This window comes from Amycolatopsis sp. FU40 (assembly GCF_021903635.1).
In the GTDB taxonomy this organism is placed as follows: domain Bacteria; phylum Actinomycetota; class Actinomycetes; order Mycobacteriales; family Pseudonocardiaceae; genus Amycolatopsis; species Amycolatopsis dendrobii.
The window spans coordinates 8,146,517-8,164,297 of record NZ_CP091381.1 but is presented as its reverse complement, the minus strand read 5'-3'; the positions used below and the strand labels follow the sequence as shown (position 1 = coordinate 8,164,297).

Annotated in this window: 20 protein-coding genes and 1 pseudogene; 11 read left to right on the top strand and 10 right to left on the bottom strand. The window is 69.3% G+C overall.

What is annotated here, in order from left to right; translation table 11 throughout:
- Nucleotides 1-13: 13 nt before the first annotated feature.
- From L3Q65_RS38650 to L3Q65_RS38640, 3 genes are all read right to left on the bottom strand, one after another.
- Nucleotides 14-835 (bottom strand): alpha/beta fold hydrolase, encoded by an 822-nt coding sequence (locus tag L3Q65_RS38650; protein WP_237597890.1) that lies wholly within the window; start codon nucleotides 833-835, stop codon nucleotides 14-16.
- Between the two features lie 28 nt (nucleotides 836-863).
- On the bottom strand, nucleotides 864-2,051 hold the full coding sequence (locus L3Q65_RS38645; protein WP_237597889.1) for an Ig-like domain-containing protein: 1,188 nt from the start codon (nucleotides 2,049-2,051) through the stop codon (nucleotides 864-866).
- A 175-nt stretch (nucleotides 2,052-2,226) separates the two neighbouring features.
- A complete protein-coding gene (locus L3Q65_RS38640; protein WP_237597888.1) occupies nucleotides 2,227-3,282 on the bottom strand; it encodes a UDP-N-acetylmuramate dehydrogenase in 1,056 nt (351 codons plus the stop codon).
- 500 nt (nucleotides 3,283-3,782) lie between these two features.
- Here L3Q65_RS38640 and L3Q65_RS38635 point away from each other — a divergent pair, with 500 nt between their 5' ends.
- The 5 genes and pseudogenes from L3Q65_RS38635 to purU all read left to right on the top strand — a co-directional run bounded on the left by L3Q65_RS38635 (nucleotide 3,783) and on the right by purU (nucleotide 7,334).
- Entirely contained in the window at nucleotides 3,783-4,283 is a 501-nt protein-coding gene (locus L3Q65_RS38635) for a DUF2505 domain-containing protein (RefSeq protein WP_182893915.1), read from the top strand.
- Nucleotides 4,262-5,062, top strand: coding sequence for a class I SAM-dependent methyltransferase (locus tag L3Q65_RS38630; protein WP_237597887.1), 801 nt, complete (start codon nucleotides 4,262-4,264; stop codon nucleotides 5,060-5,062). The genes L3Q65_RS38635 and L3Q65_RS38630 overlap by 22 nt, the downstream gene beginning before the upstream one ends.
- A 69-nt stretch (nucleotides 5,063-5,131) precedes the next feature.
- Nucleotides 5,132-5,929, top strand: a complete 798-nt coding sequence (locus tag L3Q65_RS38625) for a DedA family protein (protein ID WP_237597886.1) — start codon at nucleotides 5,132-5,134, stop codon at nucleotides 5,927-5,929.
- Nucleotides 5,835-6,437 (top strand): annotated as a pseudogene (locus L3Q65_RS38620) (maleylpyruvate isomerase family mycothiol-dependent enzyme); the annotation flags it as partial. The gene L3Q65_RS38625 and the pseudogene L3Q65_RS38620, both read left to right, overlap by 95 nt.
- A gap of 45 nt (nucleotides 6,438-6,482) precedes the next feature.
- Complete coding sequence (gene purU, locus L3Q65_RS38615) at nucleotides 6,483-7,334, top strand: formyltetrahydrofolate deformylase (RefSeq protein WP_237600992.1); 852 nt, start codon at nucleotides 6,483-6,485, stop codon at nucleotides 7,332-7,334.
- A gap of 99 nt (nucleotides 7,335-7,433) precedes the next feature.
- Here purU and L3Q65_RS38610 read toward each other — a convergent pair whose 3' ends face one another.
- Nucleotides 7,434-8,480 (bottom strand): NAD(P)-dependent alcohol dehydrogenase, encoded by a 1,047-nt coding sequence (locus L3Q65_RS38610; RefSeq protein WP_237597885.1) that lies wholly within the window; start codon nucleotides 8,478-8,480, stop codon nucleotides 7,434-7,436.
- A gap of 121 nt (nucleotides 8,481-8,601) precedes the next feature.
- Between L3Q65_RS38610 and L3Q65_RS38605 the strand changes: the two genes are divergently transcribed.
- Entirely contained in the window at nucleotides 8,602-9,219 is a 618-nt protein-coding gene (locus tag L3Q65_RS38605) for a TetR/AcrR family transcriptional regulator (RefSeq protein ID WP_237600991.1), read from the top strand.
- Here the strand turns inward: L3Q65_RS38605 and L3Q65_RS38600 are convergent.
- On the bottom strand, nucleotides 9,200-10,144 hold the full coding sequence (locus tag L3Q65_RS38600) for a YafY family protein (RefSeq protein ID WP_237597884.1): 945 nt from the start codon (nucleotides 10,142-10,144) through the stop codon (nucleotides 9,200-9,202). The two genes, L3Q65_RS38605 and L3Q65_RS38600, sit on opposite strands and share 20 nt — an antisense overlap.
- A gap of 62 nt (nucleotides 10,145-10,206) precedes the next feature.
- On the opposite strand from L3Q65_RS38600, the gene L3Q65_RS38595 reads away from it, so the two are divergent.
- Genes L3Q65_RS38595 through L3Q65_RS38585 form a run of 3 tightly spaced genes read left to right on the top strand, consistent with a single transcriptional unit; the run spans nucleotide 10,207 to nucleotide 11,714 of the window.
- Nucleotides 10,207-10,599, top strand: a complete 393-nt coding sequence (locus L3Q65_RS38595) for a RidA family protein (protein ID WP_237597883.1) — start codon at nucleotides 10,207-10,209, stop codon at nucleotides 10,597-10,599.
- Nucleotides 10,596-11,000, top strand: a complete 405-nt coding sequence (locus L3Q65_RS38590; RefSeq protein WP_237597882.1) for an SRPBCC domain-containing protein — start codon at nucleotides 10,596-10,598, stop codon at nucleotides 10,998-11,000. The genes L3Q65_RS38595 and L3Q65_RS38590 overlap by 4 nt, the downstream gene beginning before the upstream one ends.
- Nucleotides 11,001-11,054: 54 nt before the next feature.
- A complete protein-coding gene (locus L3Q65_RS38585) occupies nucleotides 11,055-11,714 on the top strand; it encodes a haloacid dehalogenase type II (protein WP_182893908.1) in 660 nt (219 codons plus the stop codon).
- On the opposite strand, the gene L3Q65_RS38580 is transcribed toward L3Q65_RS38585, so the two are convergent.
- The 3 genes from L3Q65_RS38580 to L3Q65_RS38570 all read right to left on the bottom strand — a co-directional run bounded on the left by L3Q65_RS38580 (nucleotide 11,704) and on the right by L3Q65_RS38570 (nucleotide 14,289).
- Nucleotides 11,704-12,657 (bottom strand): NADP-dependent oxidoreductase, encoded by a 954-nt coding sequence (locus L3Q65_RS38580; RefSeq protein WP_237600990.1) that lies wholly within the window; start codon nucleotides 12,655-12,657, stop codon nucleotides 11,704-11,706. The two genes, L3Q65_RS38585 and L3Q65_RS38580, sit on opposite strands and share 11 nt — an antisense overlap.
- A gap of 185 nt (nucleotides 12,658-12,842) precedes the next feature.
- The gene (locus L3Q65_RS38575; RefSeq protein ID WP_182893906.1) at nucleotides 12,843-13,277 is read right to left on the bottom strand and encodes an SRPBCC family protein; all 435 of its coding nucleotides are present in this window, start codon (nucleotides 13,275-13,277) and stop codon (nucleotides 12,843-12,845) included.
- 94 nt (nucleotides 13,278-13,371) lie between these two features.
- The gene (locus L3Q65_RS38570) at nucleotides 13,372-14,289 is read right to left on the bottom strand and encodes an ABC transporter substrate-binding protein (protein ID WP_182893905.1); all 918 of its coding nucleotides are present in this window, start codon (nucleotides 14,287-14,289) and stop codon (nucleotides 13,372-13,374) included.
- Nucleotides 14,290-14,429: 140 nt separating this feature from the next.
- Between L3Q65_RS38570 and L3Q65_RS38565 the strand changes: the two genes are divergently transcribed.
- The gene (locus L3Q65_RS38565) at nucleotides 14,430-15,122 is read left to right on the top strand and encodes an ABC transporter permease (RefSeq protein WP_182893904.1); all 693 of its coding nucleotides are present in this window, start codon (nucleotides 14,430-14,432) and stop codon (nucleotides 15,120-15,122) included.
- A complete protein-coding gene (locus tag L3Q65_RS38560; RefSeq protein WP_182893903.1) occupies nucleotides 15,119-15,832 on the top strand; it encodes an ABC transporter permease in 714 nt (237 codons plus the stop codon). Before L3Q65_RS38565 ends, L3Q65_RS38560 begins: the two co-directional genes overlap by 4 nt.
- Before the next feature lie 4 nt (nucleotides 15,833-15,836).
- Here L3Q65_RS38560 and L3Q65_RS38555 read toward each other — a convergent pair whose 3' ends face one another.
- Together L3Q65_RS38555 and L3Q65_RS38550 are read right to left on the bottom strand one after the other, a co-directional pair.
- Entirely contained in the window at nucleotides 15,837-17,147 is a 1,311-nt protein-coding gene (locus L3Q65_RS38555) for an aromatic amino acid lyase (RefSeq protein ID WP_237597881.1), read from the bottom strand.
- 73 nt (nucleotides 17,148-17,220) lie between these two features.
- Nucleotides 17,221-17,766, bottom strand: coding sequence for a YbaK/EbsC family protein (locus L3Q65_RS38550; protein ID WP_182893901.1), 546 nt, complete (start codon nucleotides 17,764-17,766; stop codon nucleotides 17,221-17,223).
- Nucleotides 17,767-17,781: the final 15 nt, after the last annotated feature.

The window sequence follows — 17,781 nt, the reverse complement described above, 5'->3', positions numbered from 1 at the left end:
CTGGTCACTCCTGCTACTCGGCTGCGTCCCCGGCGAACCGCCGCAGCACGGAGTTGAAGTCCTCCGGCTCCTCGACGAACGGCAGATGCCCGGCCTCAACGAACCAACGCAGGACCGCCCCCGGAATCTTCCCGGCCGAATACTCTGCCGCCGAAGGATCCACCACCCCGTCGGCCGAGCCGTGCACCACGAGGGTCGGTTTGTCGACCGCGGCAAGCACCTCACCACTGCCGATGTCCCGCCGGAACAGCGCGACACGCACCGCGGGCGGCACCGAAAGCGAGCTGCCGAGCATCGCCTGGGCGTACGCGCCGGGCACCTTCGGGCTGGCCTGGGCACGGGTGAACTCGACCAGCGCGGGGATCGCCGCCTCAGCGTTGTCCGAGAGCGCCGCGGGCAGTGCGGCCCGCATGATCGGCCCGGTCGCGCCGCCTTCGCGGTTGCGGCCGATCTCGGTGATCGCGCCAACCAGCACAATGCCGCCGAGCCGTGCGGTGCCGTGCTCGCGCAGGTAGTCCGCGATCACCAGCCCGCCGTAGGACCAGCCGACAACGATCGCGTCCGGACCGGCGAAGTCGAGCACCGCGGCGAGATCTCCGGCCCACTGCGCGGGATCGTCGTAACCGTCCGACGGGACGTCGGAGCCGCCGTGCCCGCGCAGGTCCATCGCGACGAGCCGGAACTGCTCGCGCAGCGCCGGGTCGACCAGCTGAGCGGACCAGGCCGCGGCGGACTGGGCCCAGCCGTGCACGAAGACGATCGGACGCGCGTTCTCCCGGCCCTCGACGCGCAGTGCGATCCGCACGCCGCCGGCCCCGTTTACCTCAGTGTTCACTTCTACTTGTTAGCAGACGGCCAGTGGATCACTTCACGGCCGAGAGCGACTTCCAGGTCGACCAGTCGTAGAACCAGTCCTTGACGTCGGAGTTGGTCGGGCTGCCCAGCCGCGAGCCGGTGACCTCGACCGGGTCGCCGATCATCGCCGTGTCGAAGTAGGCCTTGGCGTCCGCCTCGAGCAGGTTGACGCAGCCGTGCGAGTTGTTCGTCTTGCCGATCGCGGCCGCGTTGTCCTGGTTTTCGTGGATGAACTCGCCGTGGTTGGAGAACCGGCAGGCCCACTTCTTGTTGACGTTGGTGTAGCCGTAGCGCGCGTTGTCGAACACCGCGTGCGGCTCCTTCGACATGATGATGAAGGTGCCGTTCGGAGTGTTGCGCTGGACGTCCGAGTCCAGGCCGTTGGAGCACGGGTAGCTCGCGCTCTCCGCACCGCCGCGGTAGACCTTCATCACATGGTCCGGGGTGTGGATCTTGACCACCTGGTTGCGGCCGATCTTGAACTTGGTGCTGACGTCCGATTTCACGTAGACGCCCCCGCCGAGGTCCACGCCGTACAGGTTCGCCTCGACCTCGACGGTCGTGTTGGCCGGCCAGTACTCCTTGGGCCGCCAGTCCACCTGGTTCGCCGACAGCCAGGCCCACGAGCCCTCGACGTCCTTGCTGGTCTTGACCTTGAGCGCTTTCTCGACCGCGGCCCGGTCCTTCGGGGCGGCCCCGTTGAACTTCACGCTGATCGGCATCGCGACCCCGACCTCGGCGTCGTCGCCGGGGTTCAGCGTGGCGCGCACCGTCTTGGCGGGGCTGACCGTGGCGAACGACCCCTTGAGCTCGGCGGGCCGCTGGTCGGTGCCGGTCGCCTTGGCCGCGTAGTTGTAGGTCTTGCCGTAGCCGAGCGGTTCGGAACTGGTCCAGGACAGGCCGTCGGGGGCGATCTCGCCCTTGATCTCGTCGCCGCCCTCGTTGGTCAGCTTGACCTCGGTGAGCTTGCCTTCGGTGACCTTCACCACCACCGGCTCGCGCACGCTCGCGTCCTTGGCTCCGACGGCCGGGGTCGCGGTGAGCTTCGCCACCGGGGCGACCGGCTTGCCGCCGTTGTCGCCGCTTCCGCCCTGCGGCACCGCGGTGCCGTCGTTGCTGCCGCCCGAGCACGCGGCGGCCAGCGCCGCCGCACTCGCCGCGGCGACGACCTTGAACACCGTACGGCGCTCGATCACGGTCCTACCTCCACTTGTCCCCCGCACCGGCTTCTCCCACGCACAACAGCGCCGGTGAGCGATTCGACGTTACCTGCGAACCGGAAATTCCTCTCCATCCCGCAAGACGTTTCACCCGGTGCCCGGTTGCTGCCGGTTTCTTGTCGATTGGCTCACTCGGGTTACCCCGGGAACCTCACAACGAACAGTTGATCAGCAGCGGTTCCGGGTGAAGCCGCACACCGAACCGGGCTTCGACGCCGTCTCGGACCTCGCGAGCCAGCGCGAGCAGGTCCTCGGTGCTGGCCTCGCCGCGGTTGGTCAGCGCGAGAGTGTGCTTGGCAGACAGCGAAACCCGGCCACCCGGCCCGGGGTACCCCTTGCCGAACCCAGCCCGCTCGATCAGCCACGCGGCGGACAGCTTCACCCCGCCCTTGGCCGGGTACTGCGGGATCTTCCCCTCGGTCGACTCCGCGATCCGGCTCAGCACCGCTGCCGCTTCTTCCTCGGGAACGATCGGATTGGTGAAGAACGAGCCCGCACTCCACGTGTCGTGATCGGCAGGATCGAGCACCATGCCTTTGCCGCGCCGCAGCCCGAGCACCGCTTCCCGGGCTTGCGCGGCGGGGACTTTCGCATCGATTTCGACACCCAGCGTGCGCGCCAACTCGGCGTACCGGACAGGCGCGGACTGCCCGCTCGGGTCGATCCGGAACCGCACGCTCAGCACCACGCCGCGGTCGGTGCCCTTGAGGACGCTGGTGCGGTAAGCGAAGCCGAGTTCGTCAGCCTTGACCGTCCGCACCTCCTTCGCGGCCCGGTCGTACAACTCGACGGAGACGATCGACTCGGCCACCTCGCCGCCGTAGGCCCCCACGTTCTGGATCGGCGTCGCCCCGACCGAACCCGGGATGCCGGAAAGACACTCAAGCCCGCCGAGACCGTTGTCGACCAGCGCGGAGACGAACGCGTCCCACTCCTGCCCGGCGGCCACCTCGACGATGTCACCGTCGCGGGTCCAGCCGGTGTTGGCGATCCGCACGAGAGTGCCCGCGAAGCCGTCGTCGCCGACCACGAGGTTCGATCCGCCGCCGAGCAGCAGGACTGGCTCACCAGCTTCGTCCGCCTCGCGCACCGCAGCGACGAGTTCCGCCGCGGTGGTCGCGGTGACGAATCGGCGAACCGGCCCTCCGAGACGAAGGGTGGTGAAGTCGGCGAGGCGCGCCGGACCAGGCGTTTCAGCGATGTCCACGGCTATTGACGGTACTGCCCGCCCCCGCCCCGCCCCCTGGGACCGTCCGTGCGGCCCACCCTCATCGACTCCGACTCCCCCAGGGTTCCCCTCACGCCCCTCCTCCGCCCACTGCCGGGATGCGCCCCAATGCCACATTGGGTGCGTCCCACGCACCCAACGCCACATTGGGTGCGTCACATGCACCCAATGCCACATTGGGTGCGTCACATGCACCCAATGCCACATTGGGGCGCAAGCCCCAGCCACCGCGAACCGCGCCGGTGCACCCAACCAACGAGGCACCCAGCCCCTCCCCCGCACCCCGATACGAAGCCTCCCTGCGGGCGGCGGGTGCTTGTCAAGGCATCTTTCCCGCCTTGACAAGCACCCGCCGCCCGTCAGCACAATCAACCTTCGGGGTGCCCCACGCAACCCAAGACCGGGCCGATGTCGCCACCAGGCGACGAGCCGAGAACTCCGGCACACCCACCCCCACCCACCCCGGTACTGTCCGTTTCATGGGATCCCGGATCGAACACCGCGGCGAGTTCGACGGCTCACTGGCGGACGTCTTCGCCGCAGTGGCCGGAGAGGAAGCACTCCGTGCCCGCCTCGAAGCGCTGGGCGGCGACGACGCCAAACTCCTCGCCTACACCGCCGAAGGCGACTCCGTCCGCTACGAGCTCCAGCACGGCATCAAGGCGGCCAAGCTCCCCCAAGCCGTCCGCGCCCTGCACAAGGGCGACATCATCGTCAATCGCGCCCAGACGTGGAAGCGGTCCGGCGACGAGTACACCGGCCGGTCCGACGTCAGCGTCGGCGGCGTACCCGGCGAGATCGGCGCTTCGACCTACCTCGCCCTGAAGGAAAGCAAGGTCCTCCTCCGCACCACCGGCGAGGTCGTCGTCCGCATCCCTCTCTTCGGCGGCCGGATCGAGGAGTTCGTCTCCGAGCAGGTGGTCAACCTGCTGCGGCACGAGGACGAGTTCACCGCGCAGTGGCTGGCCGAGCGCGCCTGACCCCGGTGGGGGCCCCGACCAGGGGCACCACCAATCCCAACCGGCTGCGCCGGGTCGACCGCTGGCTCGCGAGCCACCCGGCTGTCACGCGGCTGCTGCGGCGCGGCGAAAGTCCCCTTGTCGTCGATCTCGGCTACGGAGCGTCGCCGGTCACGACGGTGGAACTGGCCCGCTGGCTCGCGCGCGTGCGGCCGGACGTCCGGGTGCTCGGGCTCGAACTCGACCCGGAGCGCGTCGCCGCCGCCCTGCCCGCCGCTGATCCGCCCCGGCTGGATTTCCGGCGCGGCGGTTTCGAACTGGCCGGGACGCGGCCGGTCCTGGTGCGCGCGTTCAACGTGCTCCGCCAGTACGCCGAGGACGAGGTCCCTGGCGCGTGGCAGCTGATGCTCGACGCGATGCCGCCGGACGGTCTGCTCGTGGAGGGCACCTGCGACGAGATCGGCAGGCTGGTCACATGGGTCGTGGTCGGGGCCGACGGTCCGCGCACGCTGACCCTGTCGCTGCGCCTCGCCGAACTCGACCGTCCGTCCACAGTGGCCGAACGGCTGCCGAAGATCCTCATCCACCGCAACGTTCCCGGCGAACGCGTGCACGCCCTCATGTCCACTTTGGACGAATGCTGGGCGGCAGCGGCACCGCACCGTTCCTTCGGCGTGCGCGCCCGCTGGACCACCACCGTCGCCATGCTCGCCGACCGCGGCTGGCCGGTCTTCGGCAATCCGGACCGGCGCAGGCTCGGCGAGCTGACCGTGGCCTGGGAGAGCGTCGCGCCGCGCTGAACCCACCTGTTCACCACCCGCACCCCGCTGGGTCATCCCTTGGTGACCTTCAGTGCTGACGATGAGCGGGTGGAACTGCTGGAACACGCCACCGAACTGATCCGGGGCACGCTCGGCTCGCCCTGGCTGTGGGTGCTCGTGTTCGCGATCGCCGGACTGGACGCGCTGCTCCCGTTCATGCCGAGCGAAACGACCGTGGTGACCGTCGCCGTCCTGATCGGACCGGACCTGGGCACGCTCGCGCTGCTGGTCGTCGTGTCCGCCGCCGGGGCGTGGGCGGGCGACTGTCTCGGCTACGCGGTCGGCCGCGCCGCCGGGCCGCGCGCCGTCGCCTGGCTGCAGCGCGGACCGTCCGGACGGCAACGCTACGAATGGGCCCGCGACCAGGTCCGCAGGCAAGCTCCGCTGCTGATCATCGCCGCGCGTTACCTGCCCGGCGGCCGCGTCGCGAGCGCGCTGGCCAACGGCAGTCTCGGCTACCCGCTGCGCCGGTTCGTGCCGCTCGACGCCGTGGGCGCGGCACTGTGGTCGGTGTACAGCGCGCTGATCGGGCTCGCCGGCGGGGCCGCGTTCGCCGACCGTCCGGTGTACGGCCTGCTGCTGTCGTTCCTGCTCGGGCTGCTGCTGGTCGTGCTCATCGAATTCGGCCGACGGGTACGCGTGCGCAGGCTACGGTCAGTGCATGGACGCGCCACGTCTGCTGGAAGCGATCGACATCCACGCCGACCGGATCAAAGCCGCGACGCTCGCCGCAGGTCCGGCCGCGCCCGTCCGCAACTGTCCGGAATGGACAGTGCAGGACCTGGTGACACACCTGACGACGGTGCTCTCGTACACGGTCGCTGCGATCACCGACCGGAAAGCTGAGCCACCGGCCGCGGTCACCTGGGAAGACTCGCTCGGCTGCTGGGACGGCGAACGGATGGCCGTCCGCGAAGCCCTGCGCCGTCCGGCGGACACCCCGCTGCGCTCGCCGTTCCCGCACGGCGGCCCGGTCACCGTCGGGGATTGGACGCGCCGGCTCGCGCACGAGTTCGCCATCCACCGGCTCGACGCGGAAAGCGCCCTGCCGACGCCGCCGGTCACCCGGTACCGCTCGGAATTCGCCGAGGACGGCATCGACGAGTTCCTCGCCTTCCTGACCCCGCGCCGCGCCCAGCCGAGCGGCCGCGAGGGGATCGTCCAGGTCAGCACCGACACGCGGACGTGGACCGTGCTGCTGCACGCCGACCAGCCGCCGACGCTGGGCGAAGGCATCCCGGACCTCACGCTCGCCGGACCCGCTGACGACGTCTACCGCGCGTTGTGGGGCCGCCCGAACCACGCCGAGAACGTCGGCGACGCCACCCTTCTGGAGCCCCTCGCAGCGCCCTGACCAGCGGGCGGCGAGAATGGACGGGTGTCAGATCCCCAGCGTTACGTGCTCACCTTCGGCTGTCCCGACCGCACCGGCATCATCGCCCGCATCTCGGGCTTCCTCGCCGACCACGGCGGAATGATCGTCGAGGCGGCGTATCACACCGATCCCGACTCGGGCTGGTTCTTCACCCGCCAGGTCGTCCGCGCCGATTCGCTGTCGTTCGACGCGGAGGGATTGCGCGAGCGGTTCGGCGAGGTCGCGAACGAACTGTCGGCGGAGTCGAGCTGGCAGGTGCGCGACACCGGCGAGCGCCCGCGCGCGGTGGTGCTGGTGTCGAAGGCCGGGCACTGCCTCTACGACCTGCTCGGCCGGGTCGCCTCCGGTGAGCTGGACGTCGACATCGCCGCGGTGATCGGCAACCACGATTCGCTCGCGGACATCACGCGCGCGCACGGGATCCCGTTCCACCACGTGCCGTTCCCGGCGGGCGACCCGGACGGCAAAGCAGCCGCGTTCGCCAAGGTCCGCGAACTGGTCGACGCACACGACCCGCACGCGATCGTGCTCGCGCGGTTCATGCAGGTGCTGCCCGCGGAACTGTGCGCGGCGTGGACCGGGCGCGCGCTGAACATCCACCACAGCTTCCTGCCGTCGTTCATCGGCGCGAAGCCGTATCACCAGGCGCACACCCGCGGCGTGAAGCTCGTGGGCGCGACCTGCCATTACGTCACCGCGGACCTGGACGCCGGGCCGATCATCGAACAGGACGTGATCCGCGTCGACCACGGCGATTCGGTGCAGGACCTGGTGCGCAAGGGCCGGGACATCGAGAAGGTGACGCTCGCCCGCGGCCTGCGCTGGCACCTTGAGGGACGCGTCCTGGTGCACGGCAACCGCACTATGGTGCTCTGACGCGCCCCAATGTGGCATTGGGTGCGTTGAGCGCAACCAATGCCACATTGGGTGCGTCACATGCACCCAATGTGGCATTGGGGCGCGGCCGGCGAGGGGTCAGCCGATCGTCGAAGTGTCGATCACGAAGCGGTACCGCACGTCGCTGTTCTCGACCCGCGCGTACGCCTCGTTCACCTGGTCCGCGCTGATCGTCTCGATCTCCGCGCCGACGCCGTGCTCGGCGCAGAAGTCCAGCATCTCCTGGGTTTCCGCGATGCCGCCGATCATCGAACCGGCCAGCACGCGGTTGCCGCCGAGCAGGGAGAACACGTTGTACTCCAACGGTTCCCCGGGCGCGCCGACGTTCACCATCGCGCCGCCGACGCGCAGCAGGCTGAGGTAAGCGTCCACCGGCAGCTTCGCCGACACGGTGTTGAGGATGACGTCGAACCGGCCGGCGAGCGTCTCGAAGGTCGACTCGTCGCTGGTCGCGTAGTAGTCCTTCGCGCCGAGCCGAAGCCCGTCTTCCTGCTTCTTCAGGCTCTGGCTGAGCACGGTGACTTCCGCGCCCATCGCGACGGCCAGCTTGACCGCCATGTGCCCGAGCCCGCCGAGCCCGACGACGGCGACCTTCTTGCCTGGCCCCGCACCCCACCGGCGCAGCGGCGAGTACGTGGTGATGCCCGCGCACAGCAGCGGCGCGGCGACGTCGAGGGAAATGCCTTCCGGGATCCGGCAGACGAACGCGTCCTTCACGACGATCTGCCGGCTGTAGCCGCCGTAGGTGTTCTCGCCGTCGAACCCGACCCCGTTGTAGGTCTGCACGTTGCCCTTGACGCAGAACTGCTCGGATCCGGCCAGGCAGTACTCGCATTCGCCGCAGGAATCGACCATGCAGCCGACCCCGACCCGGTCGCCGACCTGGTACTTCGTGACGTCCGAGCCGACCGCGGCGACCACGCCGGCGATCTCGTGGCCGGGCACCATCGGGAAGATCGCGGTCCCCCAGTCCTGGTGGACCTGGTGCAGGTCGCTGTGGCAGATGCCCGCGTAGGCGATGTCGATCAGCACGTCGTCCGGCCGCAGGTCGCGGCGCTCGATCGTCGTCGGGGCGAGCGGTCCGCCCGGCGCCGCGGCGGCGATGGCGGAGGTGGTCGTGGTCATGAAGCCCTCCTGGGTGTCCCGTCCGGTCCGGGACGAAATCGATGTAAGAACCCTCTTACATAGACTAGCGTGGGCGTCGGCTTATTCCTCGGTGCGACGACGATCGGGTGTGACACACGGCATGGCGGCGCAGTACCACCACCGCAACCTGCGCGCCGAACTCGTGCGCGTCTCGCTCGAACTGATCGCGGAGAACGGAATCACCGGGTTCTCGGTCGCCGAAGCCGCGCGCCGGGCGAAGGTCTCCGCCGCCGCGCCGTACCGGCATTTCCCGGACCGCGCGGCGCTGCTGGCCGCGGTCGGCACCATCGCGGCGCGGCAATTGCGCGAGCTCGCCGAGGAAGCTGCCGCCGCCGAGACGGACGACGGTGCCGCGCTGGCCGCCGTCGCCGCCGCGCACACCAAGTACCTGATGGAAACCCGGATCGGGCTGCATGTCTTCTTCGCCGCCGAACTCGCCGACGCGCAATACGTCGAGTTGCACGAGGCCCGCCGCGAGCTGATCGACGCGTCGCTGCTGCGTTGCCTCACGATCGCGCCGGACCCGCCGATCGCGCTGGAACTGATGGAGCAACTCCACACCCAGGCCTACGGCTACGGCGATTTCTACCTCAACGGCGTCTACCAATGGCTTGGCTATCCGACGGAGCAGGTCGTCGCCAAGTCCCGGCGGGCGGCGCGGATCGTGATCGAGGCTTATCGCGCGGGGACTCCGGCGATCAGTCCGGCGGAGTGGTGACGTAGCGGGCGGCCAGCCAGGAACCGAAGGCGTGCAAGCGATCGATGAGCACGGACGGTTCCAGGACGTCGAAATCCACGTCCAGGTAAGCCAGCCAGCGCGCGGCCCAGTCGAGATCGTCGGTGCCGAACCGGAGTTCGCACTCGTCGCCGTCCTCGACGACCGTGGCGACGCTCGGGTCAACGAGCTCCCGGACCAGGTCAGCGGACGTGTGCACCTGGACCCGGACGCGATACCGCCAGCCCGTGTCCGTGATCAGATCGGCCACAGTGGACGGTGGTTCCGGCGCGGGCAGCTTGATCCCGAGCGGCTGGACCGCCTCGATCCGGTCCACCGCGAAGGTTTTCCATTCACTGGTTCCACGCGGGCAAGCGACGAGGTACCACTGCCGCCGGACCGTGATGAGCCGATAAGGCTGCACATCAACGGGCTTCGCCCACGGAGCAGCCAAGGCTCGATGCCGGATCCGGACCGCCTCACCAGCCCGGCAAGCCAACGCGAGCGGCACCAGAATGTCGCGTGCTGCTTGCCGGAAGGGCTTGCCCGGCAACGATTCCACCTCCGCGAGCGCGGATAGCCGGGCCTGCCAGCGGGTTGGCACCACCTGGGTCAGCTTGGCCAGCGCCGTCACGGTGGCGGTTTCCAGTCCGTCTACCGCCACCGCCGTCTGCAGGCCGAGGGAAACCGCCGCGACCTCGTCGGCGTCCAGCAGCAGCGGCGGCATCGCGGTGCCGTGCGCGAGCCGATAGCCGCCGACCCGGCCCGGTTCGCCGTCGATGCGGTACCCGAGTTCGCGCAGCTGAGCGATGTCGCGCCGCGTCGTGCGCTCGGTGACGCCGAGCCGGGCCGCGAGGTCGGTGGCCGAGATGCCGGGACGCGCCTGCAGCAACGCCAACGTCTCCAGGCGACGGCTCGTGGTGGTCATGGTCTCGATTCTCGCGCAAAACTAGGACAGTATCCGACCGGGTATCTGGTCATACTCGTTTCATGACTCAGCTGCTCCGCCCCGAAGGGCTCGCCCAGTCCCCCGCCTTCGCCCAGGTCGCCGTGGTCCCGCCGGGCGCGACGACGCTCTACGTCGGCGGCCAGAACGCGGTCGACGCGAACGGCGCGCTCGTCGGCGGATCCGACGTCACCGCGCAGGTCGAGCGGGTGATGGCCAACCTGAAGACGGCGCTGGCCGCAGGCGGCGCGACCGTCCAGGATGTGGTGATGCTGAACATCCTGCTGGTCGCGGACGTCGAGCTCGCCAAGGCTTATCCGGCCGCCGCCGCGGCGCTGGCGGGAGCGACGCCGCCGGTGACCGTCCAGCGCGTGGCCGGGCTGGCCGTGCCGGGCGCGCTCGTCGAGGTCAGCGCGATCGCGGCGGTGGCCAAGTGAGCGTCGGAAAGACCAAGGACGCGGGCTGGCAGATCGGCGTCTCGAAAACGGTCGGCCGCTCCGCCGAGGACGTCTGGGACTTCATCACCTCCGCGGCGGGCGTGGCGATCTGGCTCGGCGAGGGCGTCACCGTCCAACCCGAACCCGGCGTCGGATACGAGACCGCCGACGGAATCCGCGGCGAGACGCGCAGTTTCCGCGATATGGACCGGATCCGGCTCACCTGGCAGCCGGCCGGCTGGGCGCACGAAACGACCCTGCAACTCGCCGTGCGCGCCAGCGGCCCGGACAAAACAATGCTGCGCATTCACCAGGAACGGCTGGCCGATGCCGCCGAACGGGAGCAGCAGCGCCGCCATTGGCAGGGAGTTCTCGCCGAATTGATCACCGCGCTTGCCTAGCCCGCGGCTGACGGAGGACCCTGGTACGCAAGCGGTTCACCGGCAGGAGGCGCGATGCTGTGCGTGTTCGACGTCAACGAGACACTGCTCGACCTGACTGCGCTCGACCCGCTGTTCACCAAATTCACCGGAGATCCGCAAGCGCGGCAGGAATGGTTCACGCTCGCGATCCACACCGTGCTCACGGTAACCGCGGCAGGCCAGTACCGCGATTTCGCGCAGATCGCCGGGGAAGCCGCGGCCGCCGTGTGCGCGCGGCACGGTCATGAACTGACCGACGCCGAACTGGTGAAGGTCGGCGACGGCCTGCGTGCCCTGCCCGCGCACGCCGACGTCGCACCCGGCCTGGACCGTTTGCGCCAGGCCGGGCACCAGGTAGTCGCGCTCACGAACTCGCCGCTCGCGACCGCCGAAGCACAGCTGCAGAACGCTGGCCTGGCAACGAAATTCGACCGGATCTTCTCCGCGCAGCAAGTCAGCAGGCTCAAGCCCGCACCGGAGCCGTACCTCCAGGTGCTGCGCGCCTTCGGCGTCGAGCCCGGCCAGGCGGTGATGGTCGCCGCGCACGGCTGGGACATCGCCGGGGCCCAAGCAGCAGGACTCCGGACCGCGCTGCTCGCGCGCCCCGGAGTCCATCCGCTGCCCGGCCTGCCCGCCGCGACCTACACCGCGGCGACCATGCCCGAACTGGCTGACGCGATCGTCAGGAGCTGAGGCGCACCAGCATCTTTCCGGTGTTCGCCCCGCTGAGCAGACCGAGGAAGGCATCCGGGGCGTTGCGGATACCGTCCACAAAGGTCTCGGAGTACTTGATCTCGCCGGACGCGACGAGCGGCGCGACCTCGGCCACGAACTCCTGCATCAGGTGCCAGTGGTCGAGCACGAGCAGGCCGCGCATGGTGATCCGCTTCGCGATGAGCTGCACCAGATTGCGCGGAGCAGGGGTCGGCTCGGTGGCGTTGTACTGCGAGATCATCCCGCAGATGGCGATCCGGCCGTGCAGGTTCATCGACCCGATCGCGGCTTCCAGGTGCTCGCCGCCGACGTTGTCGAAGTAGACGTCGATGCCCTCGGGCGCGGCCGCGGCGAGTTGCTCGGCGACCGGTCCGTCCTTGTAGTTGAAGGCGGCGTCGAAGCCGAGCTCCTCGGTGAGGTAGCGGACCTTCTCCGCCGAACCCGCGCTGCCGATCACCCGCTTGGCGCCCTTGAGCCGGGCCAGCTGCCCGACGAGCGAGCCGACCGCACCGGCCGCGCCGGAGACGAAAACCGTGTCGCCCGGCTTGAATTCCGCGCTCACCAGCAGTCCGGCGTACGCGGTCAGGCCCGGCATCCCGAGCACGCCGAGGTAGGTCGAGAGCGGCGCGACGGAATCGTCCACTTTGACCGCTCGCTTGGCGTCGAGCACCGCGTGCGTACGCCAGCCCGCCTGGTGCAGCACGTGGTCACCGACCGCGAACTCGTCCACAGTGGACTCGATGACCTCGCCGACCGCGCCGCCCTGCATGGCCTCGCCGACCACGAACGGCGGCGAGTAGGACTTCACGTCGTTCATCCGGCCGCGCATCGCCGGGTCGACGCTCATCACCAGGTTGCGCACCAGGATCTGCCCGGGACCTGGCTTCGGCACCTCGGTCTCGACGATGTCGAAATTGTCCATGGTCGGGACGCCGTGCGGACGGGCCGCGAGCCGGATCTCGGTCGCCTTGGCGGGCGTTGCGGGTGCGTTCACCGTCGAACTCCGTTTCGTTCAAGCTGGACTGAAGCGGGGCGCGCGCCCCGTCTACCCGGCCAACGGAGAAACCGGGGCGCGCATTCCGATTGTCCCCGGAGCTGTGGCAAGCGCTACACGATCTCCGCGAGCTTGCCGAGCACGCCGTCGTAGATCCTCTTCAACCCGCCGGGCGCGAAGGTCTTCTCGAAGAAGCCGCCGATGCCGCCCGCGCCGTCCCAGCTGGTCTCGATGCGGACGAGCGAACGCTCGCCGGAGGCGGTGACGGTCCAGGTGGTGACCATGCTGGAGTTCGCGTCGGTCTCGACGAAGGTGCCCGGCGACGGCTCGGTCACCGTGGCCGCGACGTCGCGCACGCGCTTGGACGTGGCCTGCAGCTTCCAGCTGGCCTTCGTGCCGGCGCCGACGCCGCCCTCGCTGACCTCGTAGTCGCGGTAGTGCTCGGTGAGCAGCTTCGGCCGGGTCTCGGCGTAGTCCGCGACCAGCTCACGCACGCGTTCCACCGGCGCGTCGATCGTGCGCTCCGCGGTGGCCGTGACCTTGCCCATGTCGTTTCCTCCTCAGGGGTTCGCCGAGGTCACCTTCGCACATGGGGTTGTGAGTGGCGATGCCGGTTCTAACCGGCATCGCCACTCACGACACTCAGCTGAGGCCCTGCTGCTTCAGCCAGTCCTTGGCCACGTCGGCGGCGGGCTCGCCGTCCGCGTCGACCCGCTTGTTCAGCTCGCGCATGCCGTCCGTGGTGAGCTTCGCGCTGACCGCGTTGACGACGGCCGCGAAGTCCGCACCGCGCTCGTCGAGCACCTTCTTGTTCACCGCGGGCACCACGTTCTCGGTGGGCACGATGGTGAGGTCGTCCTTGAGCGCGACGTACTGCGAGTCGCCGACCAGCGGGCTGACCGAGTCGACTGGGATCACCGTGACCGCGCCGGAGTTGAGCTGCTGCACGCGCGGCCCGGCCTCCTGCACTGTCTGGAAGGTGGCGTTCGTCAGCTTGTAGACATCCTTGAAGCCCTTAAAGCACGGCAGCCGCTTCTCGCACTCCGGCGGACCGGCCATGACGACCTTGTCGAGCTTCTTCAGGTCGCTGATCGAGGAGATGCCCTTCGACTTCGCGAGGTCGGCCTTCACGATGTAGGTGTTCTTGTCCTCGGCGGCCGCGTAGTTCAGCAGCCCGACGCCCTCAGGCGCGAAAAGCTTCTCCAGCTGTTCGTGCTCGGCCTTGGCGTCCTTGGTCGCTTCCTTGCCGAAGCCGGTCGTGATCGCCGCGCCCTGGTACTCCGGCAGGAACTGCAGTTCTCCGGATTTGAGCGACGGGTAGACCAGCTCCCGCGAGCCGAGGTTCAGCTTCCGGGTGACCGGATAGCCCTTGGCCTCCAGCGCGCCCGCGTAGATCTCGGCAAGGATCTGGCTGTCGGTGAAGTTGAACGAGGCGACGACGATCGGAGCGCCGCCCTTGCTCGGCGCGGCCGGCTGGTCGCTTCCCCCACCGCACGCGGTCAAGCCGAGCGCGGCCGTCGCCACCAGCGCGGCCACTCGGATGTTCCGGGTCCAGCGCACGTGTCCCCACACTCCTCAGTTCACTCGTTAGTGGGAATGGACCCTAACCGCGACCCCCGACAGAAACCACTGGTTAGGAATCCTCGCCACGGAATCTCACGAGCCGGAATATTGTCGCTCGATCGGGGTAAGGTCGCGCCGTGCACGCGTCCGTGACCCCGCTGCTGGCCGACAGCAGCCGTCCCCTCTTCGAATGGCGGTGGGTCGAACGCAACGCCGACGCGATTCTGCAGCGGCTCGGCGAGCACATCGCCCTCACCGCGACCGCGCTCGGCGTCGGCCTCGTGCTTTCGCTCGCGCTCGCCACGCTGTGCCTGCGCTACCGCTGGTTCTATCCGTTCGTGATCGGCACGGCGGGCGCCCTCTACGTGATCCCGAGCCTGGGCGCGTTCGCGCTGCTGGTTCCGCTGCTCGGGTTCTCCTTCGCCACCTCGGTCATCCCGCTGGCGACGTACACGCTGCTGATCCTGATCCGCAACATCGTGACCGGCGTGCAGCAGGTGCCGACCGAGGTGCGTGAAGCGGCGATCGGGATGGGCTTCACACCGCGGCGGCTGCTGTGGCAGGTCGAACTGCCGCTCGCGCTGCCGGTGGTGATCGCCGGGCTGCGCGTGGCCGCGGTGACGACGATCGGCCTGGTCACCGTCACGTCGCTGCTCGGCATGGGCGGGCTCGGCTACTTCATCCGGGCAGGCATTCAGACGACGATCCCGAATCCGAGCCCGATCATCGTCGGCGTCGTGCTGTCGATCGCGCTGGCGGTGCTCGTCGATTTGCTGCTGTGGCTGAGCGAACGCGCGCTGGCCCCGTGGTCGCGGAGGGCGCTTCGATGAGTTTTTTCGAGCAGCTGAGCCACTGGCTCGCCGACCCGAACCGCTGGAGCTGGACCGATCCGGCCGGGATTCCGTTCCGGACCGTGCAGCATCTGTGGTTTTCCGCGCTGGCGCTGGTGCTCTCGATCCTCCTGACCGTCCCGCTCGCGCTGTGGCTCGGGCATTACCGGCGCGGCCAGTTCCTGGCGAGCAGCGCGGTGAACATCGGCCGCGCGATCCCGAGTTTCGGGCTGATCATCCTGTTCTGGTTCCTGGCCAGCAGGTGGGGCGCGAACACAGACTTCTGGCCGCTGCTGCTCGCGCTCGTCGCACTGGCGCTGCCGCCGCTGTTCACCAACACCTACGCGGGCGTGGTGCAGGTGGAACAGGACGTCGTCGACGCGGCGCGCGGCACCGGGTATCGCGAATGGCAGATCATGCTGCGCGTGGAACTGCCGCTGTCGTCGCCGGTGATCGTGGCCGCCGCGCGAGTGGCGTTCCTGCAACTGATCGCGACGGTCGCGATCGGCGCGATCGTCAACGACGGCGGCGGTCTCGGCCGCTACATCGTGGACGGTTTCGCCCTCGGCGAGCAGGGCCACGGCGAAATCTTCGGCGGCGGTCTGGCGGTGGTGATCCTGGCACTGGTGTGCGAGGGGCTGTTCGCGCTGCTGACGAAGCTGGCTACGCCTCGCGGGTTGGCGCTTCAACAGGCACGTCGGGACTCGTGAGTGTTCATGCCGGTTCTAACCGGCATGAACTCTCACGACACACCGCGGCCAGCCGGTCGATCTCCGGCCCCAGCGACCGGTCGACCACCACCGGCTCAACCCTCTCCGCGAGCCAGGCGTATGCGTCGGCCAGCCTCGGCGCGCCTTCTGCTTTGAGCAGATACCGCGCCTGCCGCCCGGCGATCAGCTCGCACGCGGTGATCGCGAAGAAGCGTTCGATGACTGTCTCCAGCTCGGCTCCGGCCTTGCTGGCAAACGCTTGCACATCCTCCTGACCAGCGGAAGTGTCCAGCGACCCGAGCGTCGCCGGTGCGGCCAGCCGTCGCATCGCGTGCAGTTCGCCGGCCGCGCGTTTGTGCAACGGCGTAAGCCCGGCCTGCGGCCCCGGATCCACCGCAAGCTGCGGCGGCAAACCGCTGAACTGCGGGTCGAGGAGGCGGTGAAGGCGCTGGACCGAGACCTCTGCCGCATGGACGAGGGCTGCCTTGACCGCGTCCATCCTCAGCCCGAGCGCGGCGGCGTGATAGCCGGTAGTCGGGACGAACTCGCCGTTTACGAAGGCCGGTGAGTCCGCGGGAGTTTCCCAGGACTCCCGCAAGGTTTCCCGCAACTCCTCGACAGTCCGGCCGACGTACTCGAGTACCTTCGGCCCGACTCGCACCGAGATCGGCGCCTGCACGACTCCCTTTTTCGTGGCGGCCCCTTCGATGAGTTTCCCGATGTGGGTGCCGCGGTAGATCGCATGCGGCGCACCAAGAACGTCCACGGTGATCGCCGCGCAGACCGTCTGCCAATCGAGCAGTCGACGCAGTCTCTCGCTGCACACCCACGCGTACGCCTCGGCCAGCGGCGAACCTTGAATCAGGCTCGCCCCTTCCTTCGGCCCGAGCACGAACGGACGCACCCCGCGCCGGTCCAGCGCTTCCGCCGCCGGGACTTCGACGCCGTCCTCGATGACCGTGCCGAGCCCGACGAAGGTCTGGAACGCGTGCGCCAGCGGAATGATCTCGCCCGCGCTGCCGAGACTGTCGCGCGGAACGGCGGGGAGGAACCCGTCGTTGAGCCGGTCCGCGAGGAAGGTGACCAGCTCGGGACTGACCGCCGCGTCGCCGCGGAGAAACCCGCGCAGCCGCATGCGCAGCAACGCACGGGTCAACTCCGGCGACAGCCACGGCTTCCCGCCGACCGCCCGGCCGACCAGCAGATTGCGCTGGTGATCGGCCTGCTGCCCGGCGGTGAGCCGCGTTCCGGCGAGCCGTCCCATGCCGGTGTTGACGCCGTAGACCGGGCGGTCCTCGTCCAACGCGGCCAGCATTGCTTCACGCTGCCGCCTAAGCGCTTCAAGGGCACCCGGGCCGACTTCGACTGGTTCGTCCACTATGGACAGTTTAGCGCGCGAGGCCGTCGATGACCTCGGCGTTCGGCAGCCCCGCGAGCGCCGCACCGGAGATCAGGAGCTTGCTGCCGCGGATCCCGCTGCCGATCACCAGCTCCGGCGCGTCCGCGACGGCCTGGTCGATGAGGATCGGCCAGTCCGCGGGCAGCCCGACGGGCGTGATGCCGCCGTACTCCATGCCGGTGAGCGAAACGGCCTCGTCCATCGGCGCGAACGAAGCCTTGCGCACATCGAGACGGCGCTTGATGACGCCGTTGACGTCGGCGCGGGTGGTCGCGAGCACGAGCGCCGCGGCGAACCGGACCTCACCAGCCCGTTTGCCGGCGACCACAACGCAGTTCGCGGAGGCCGTCAACGGCGACCCATACGCCTCGCAGAACGCGGCGGTGTCGGCGAGCTCCGGATCGATCTCGGTGACGCCGAGCTCGTCCGGCGCGGGCATCGCGGCAAGCGCCTTGGCGACGGGTTCGGCAAGCAGGTCAGTACGGGTCGGCGCGGGAACGACGGTGAGGCTTCCGGCGATAGTCCAGGTGGTCACGGGCCCGAATGTAAT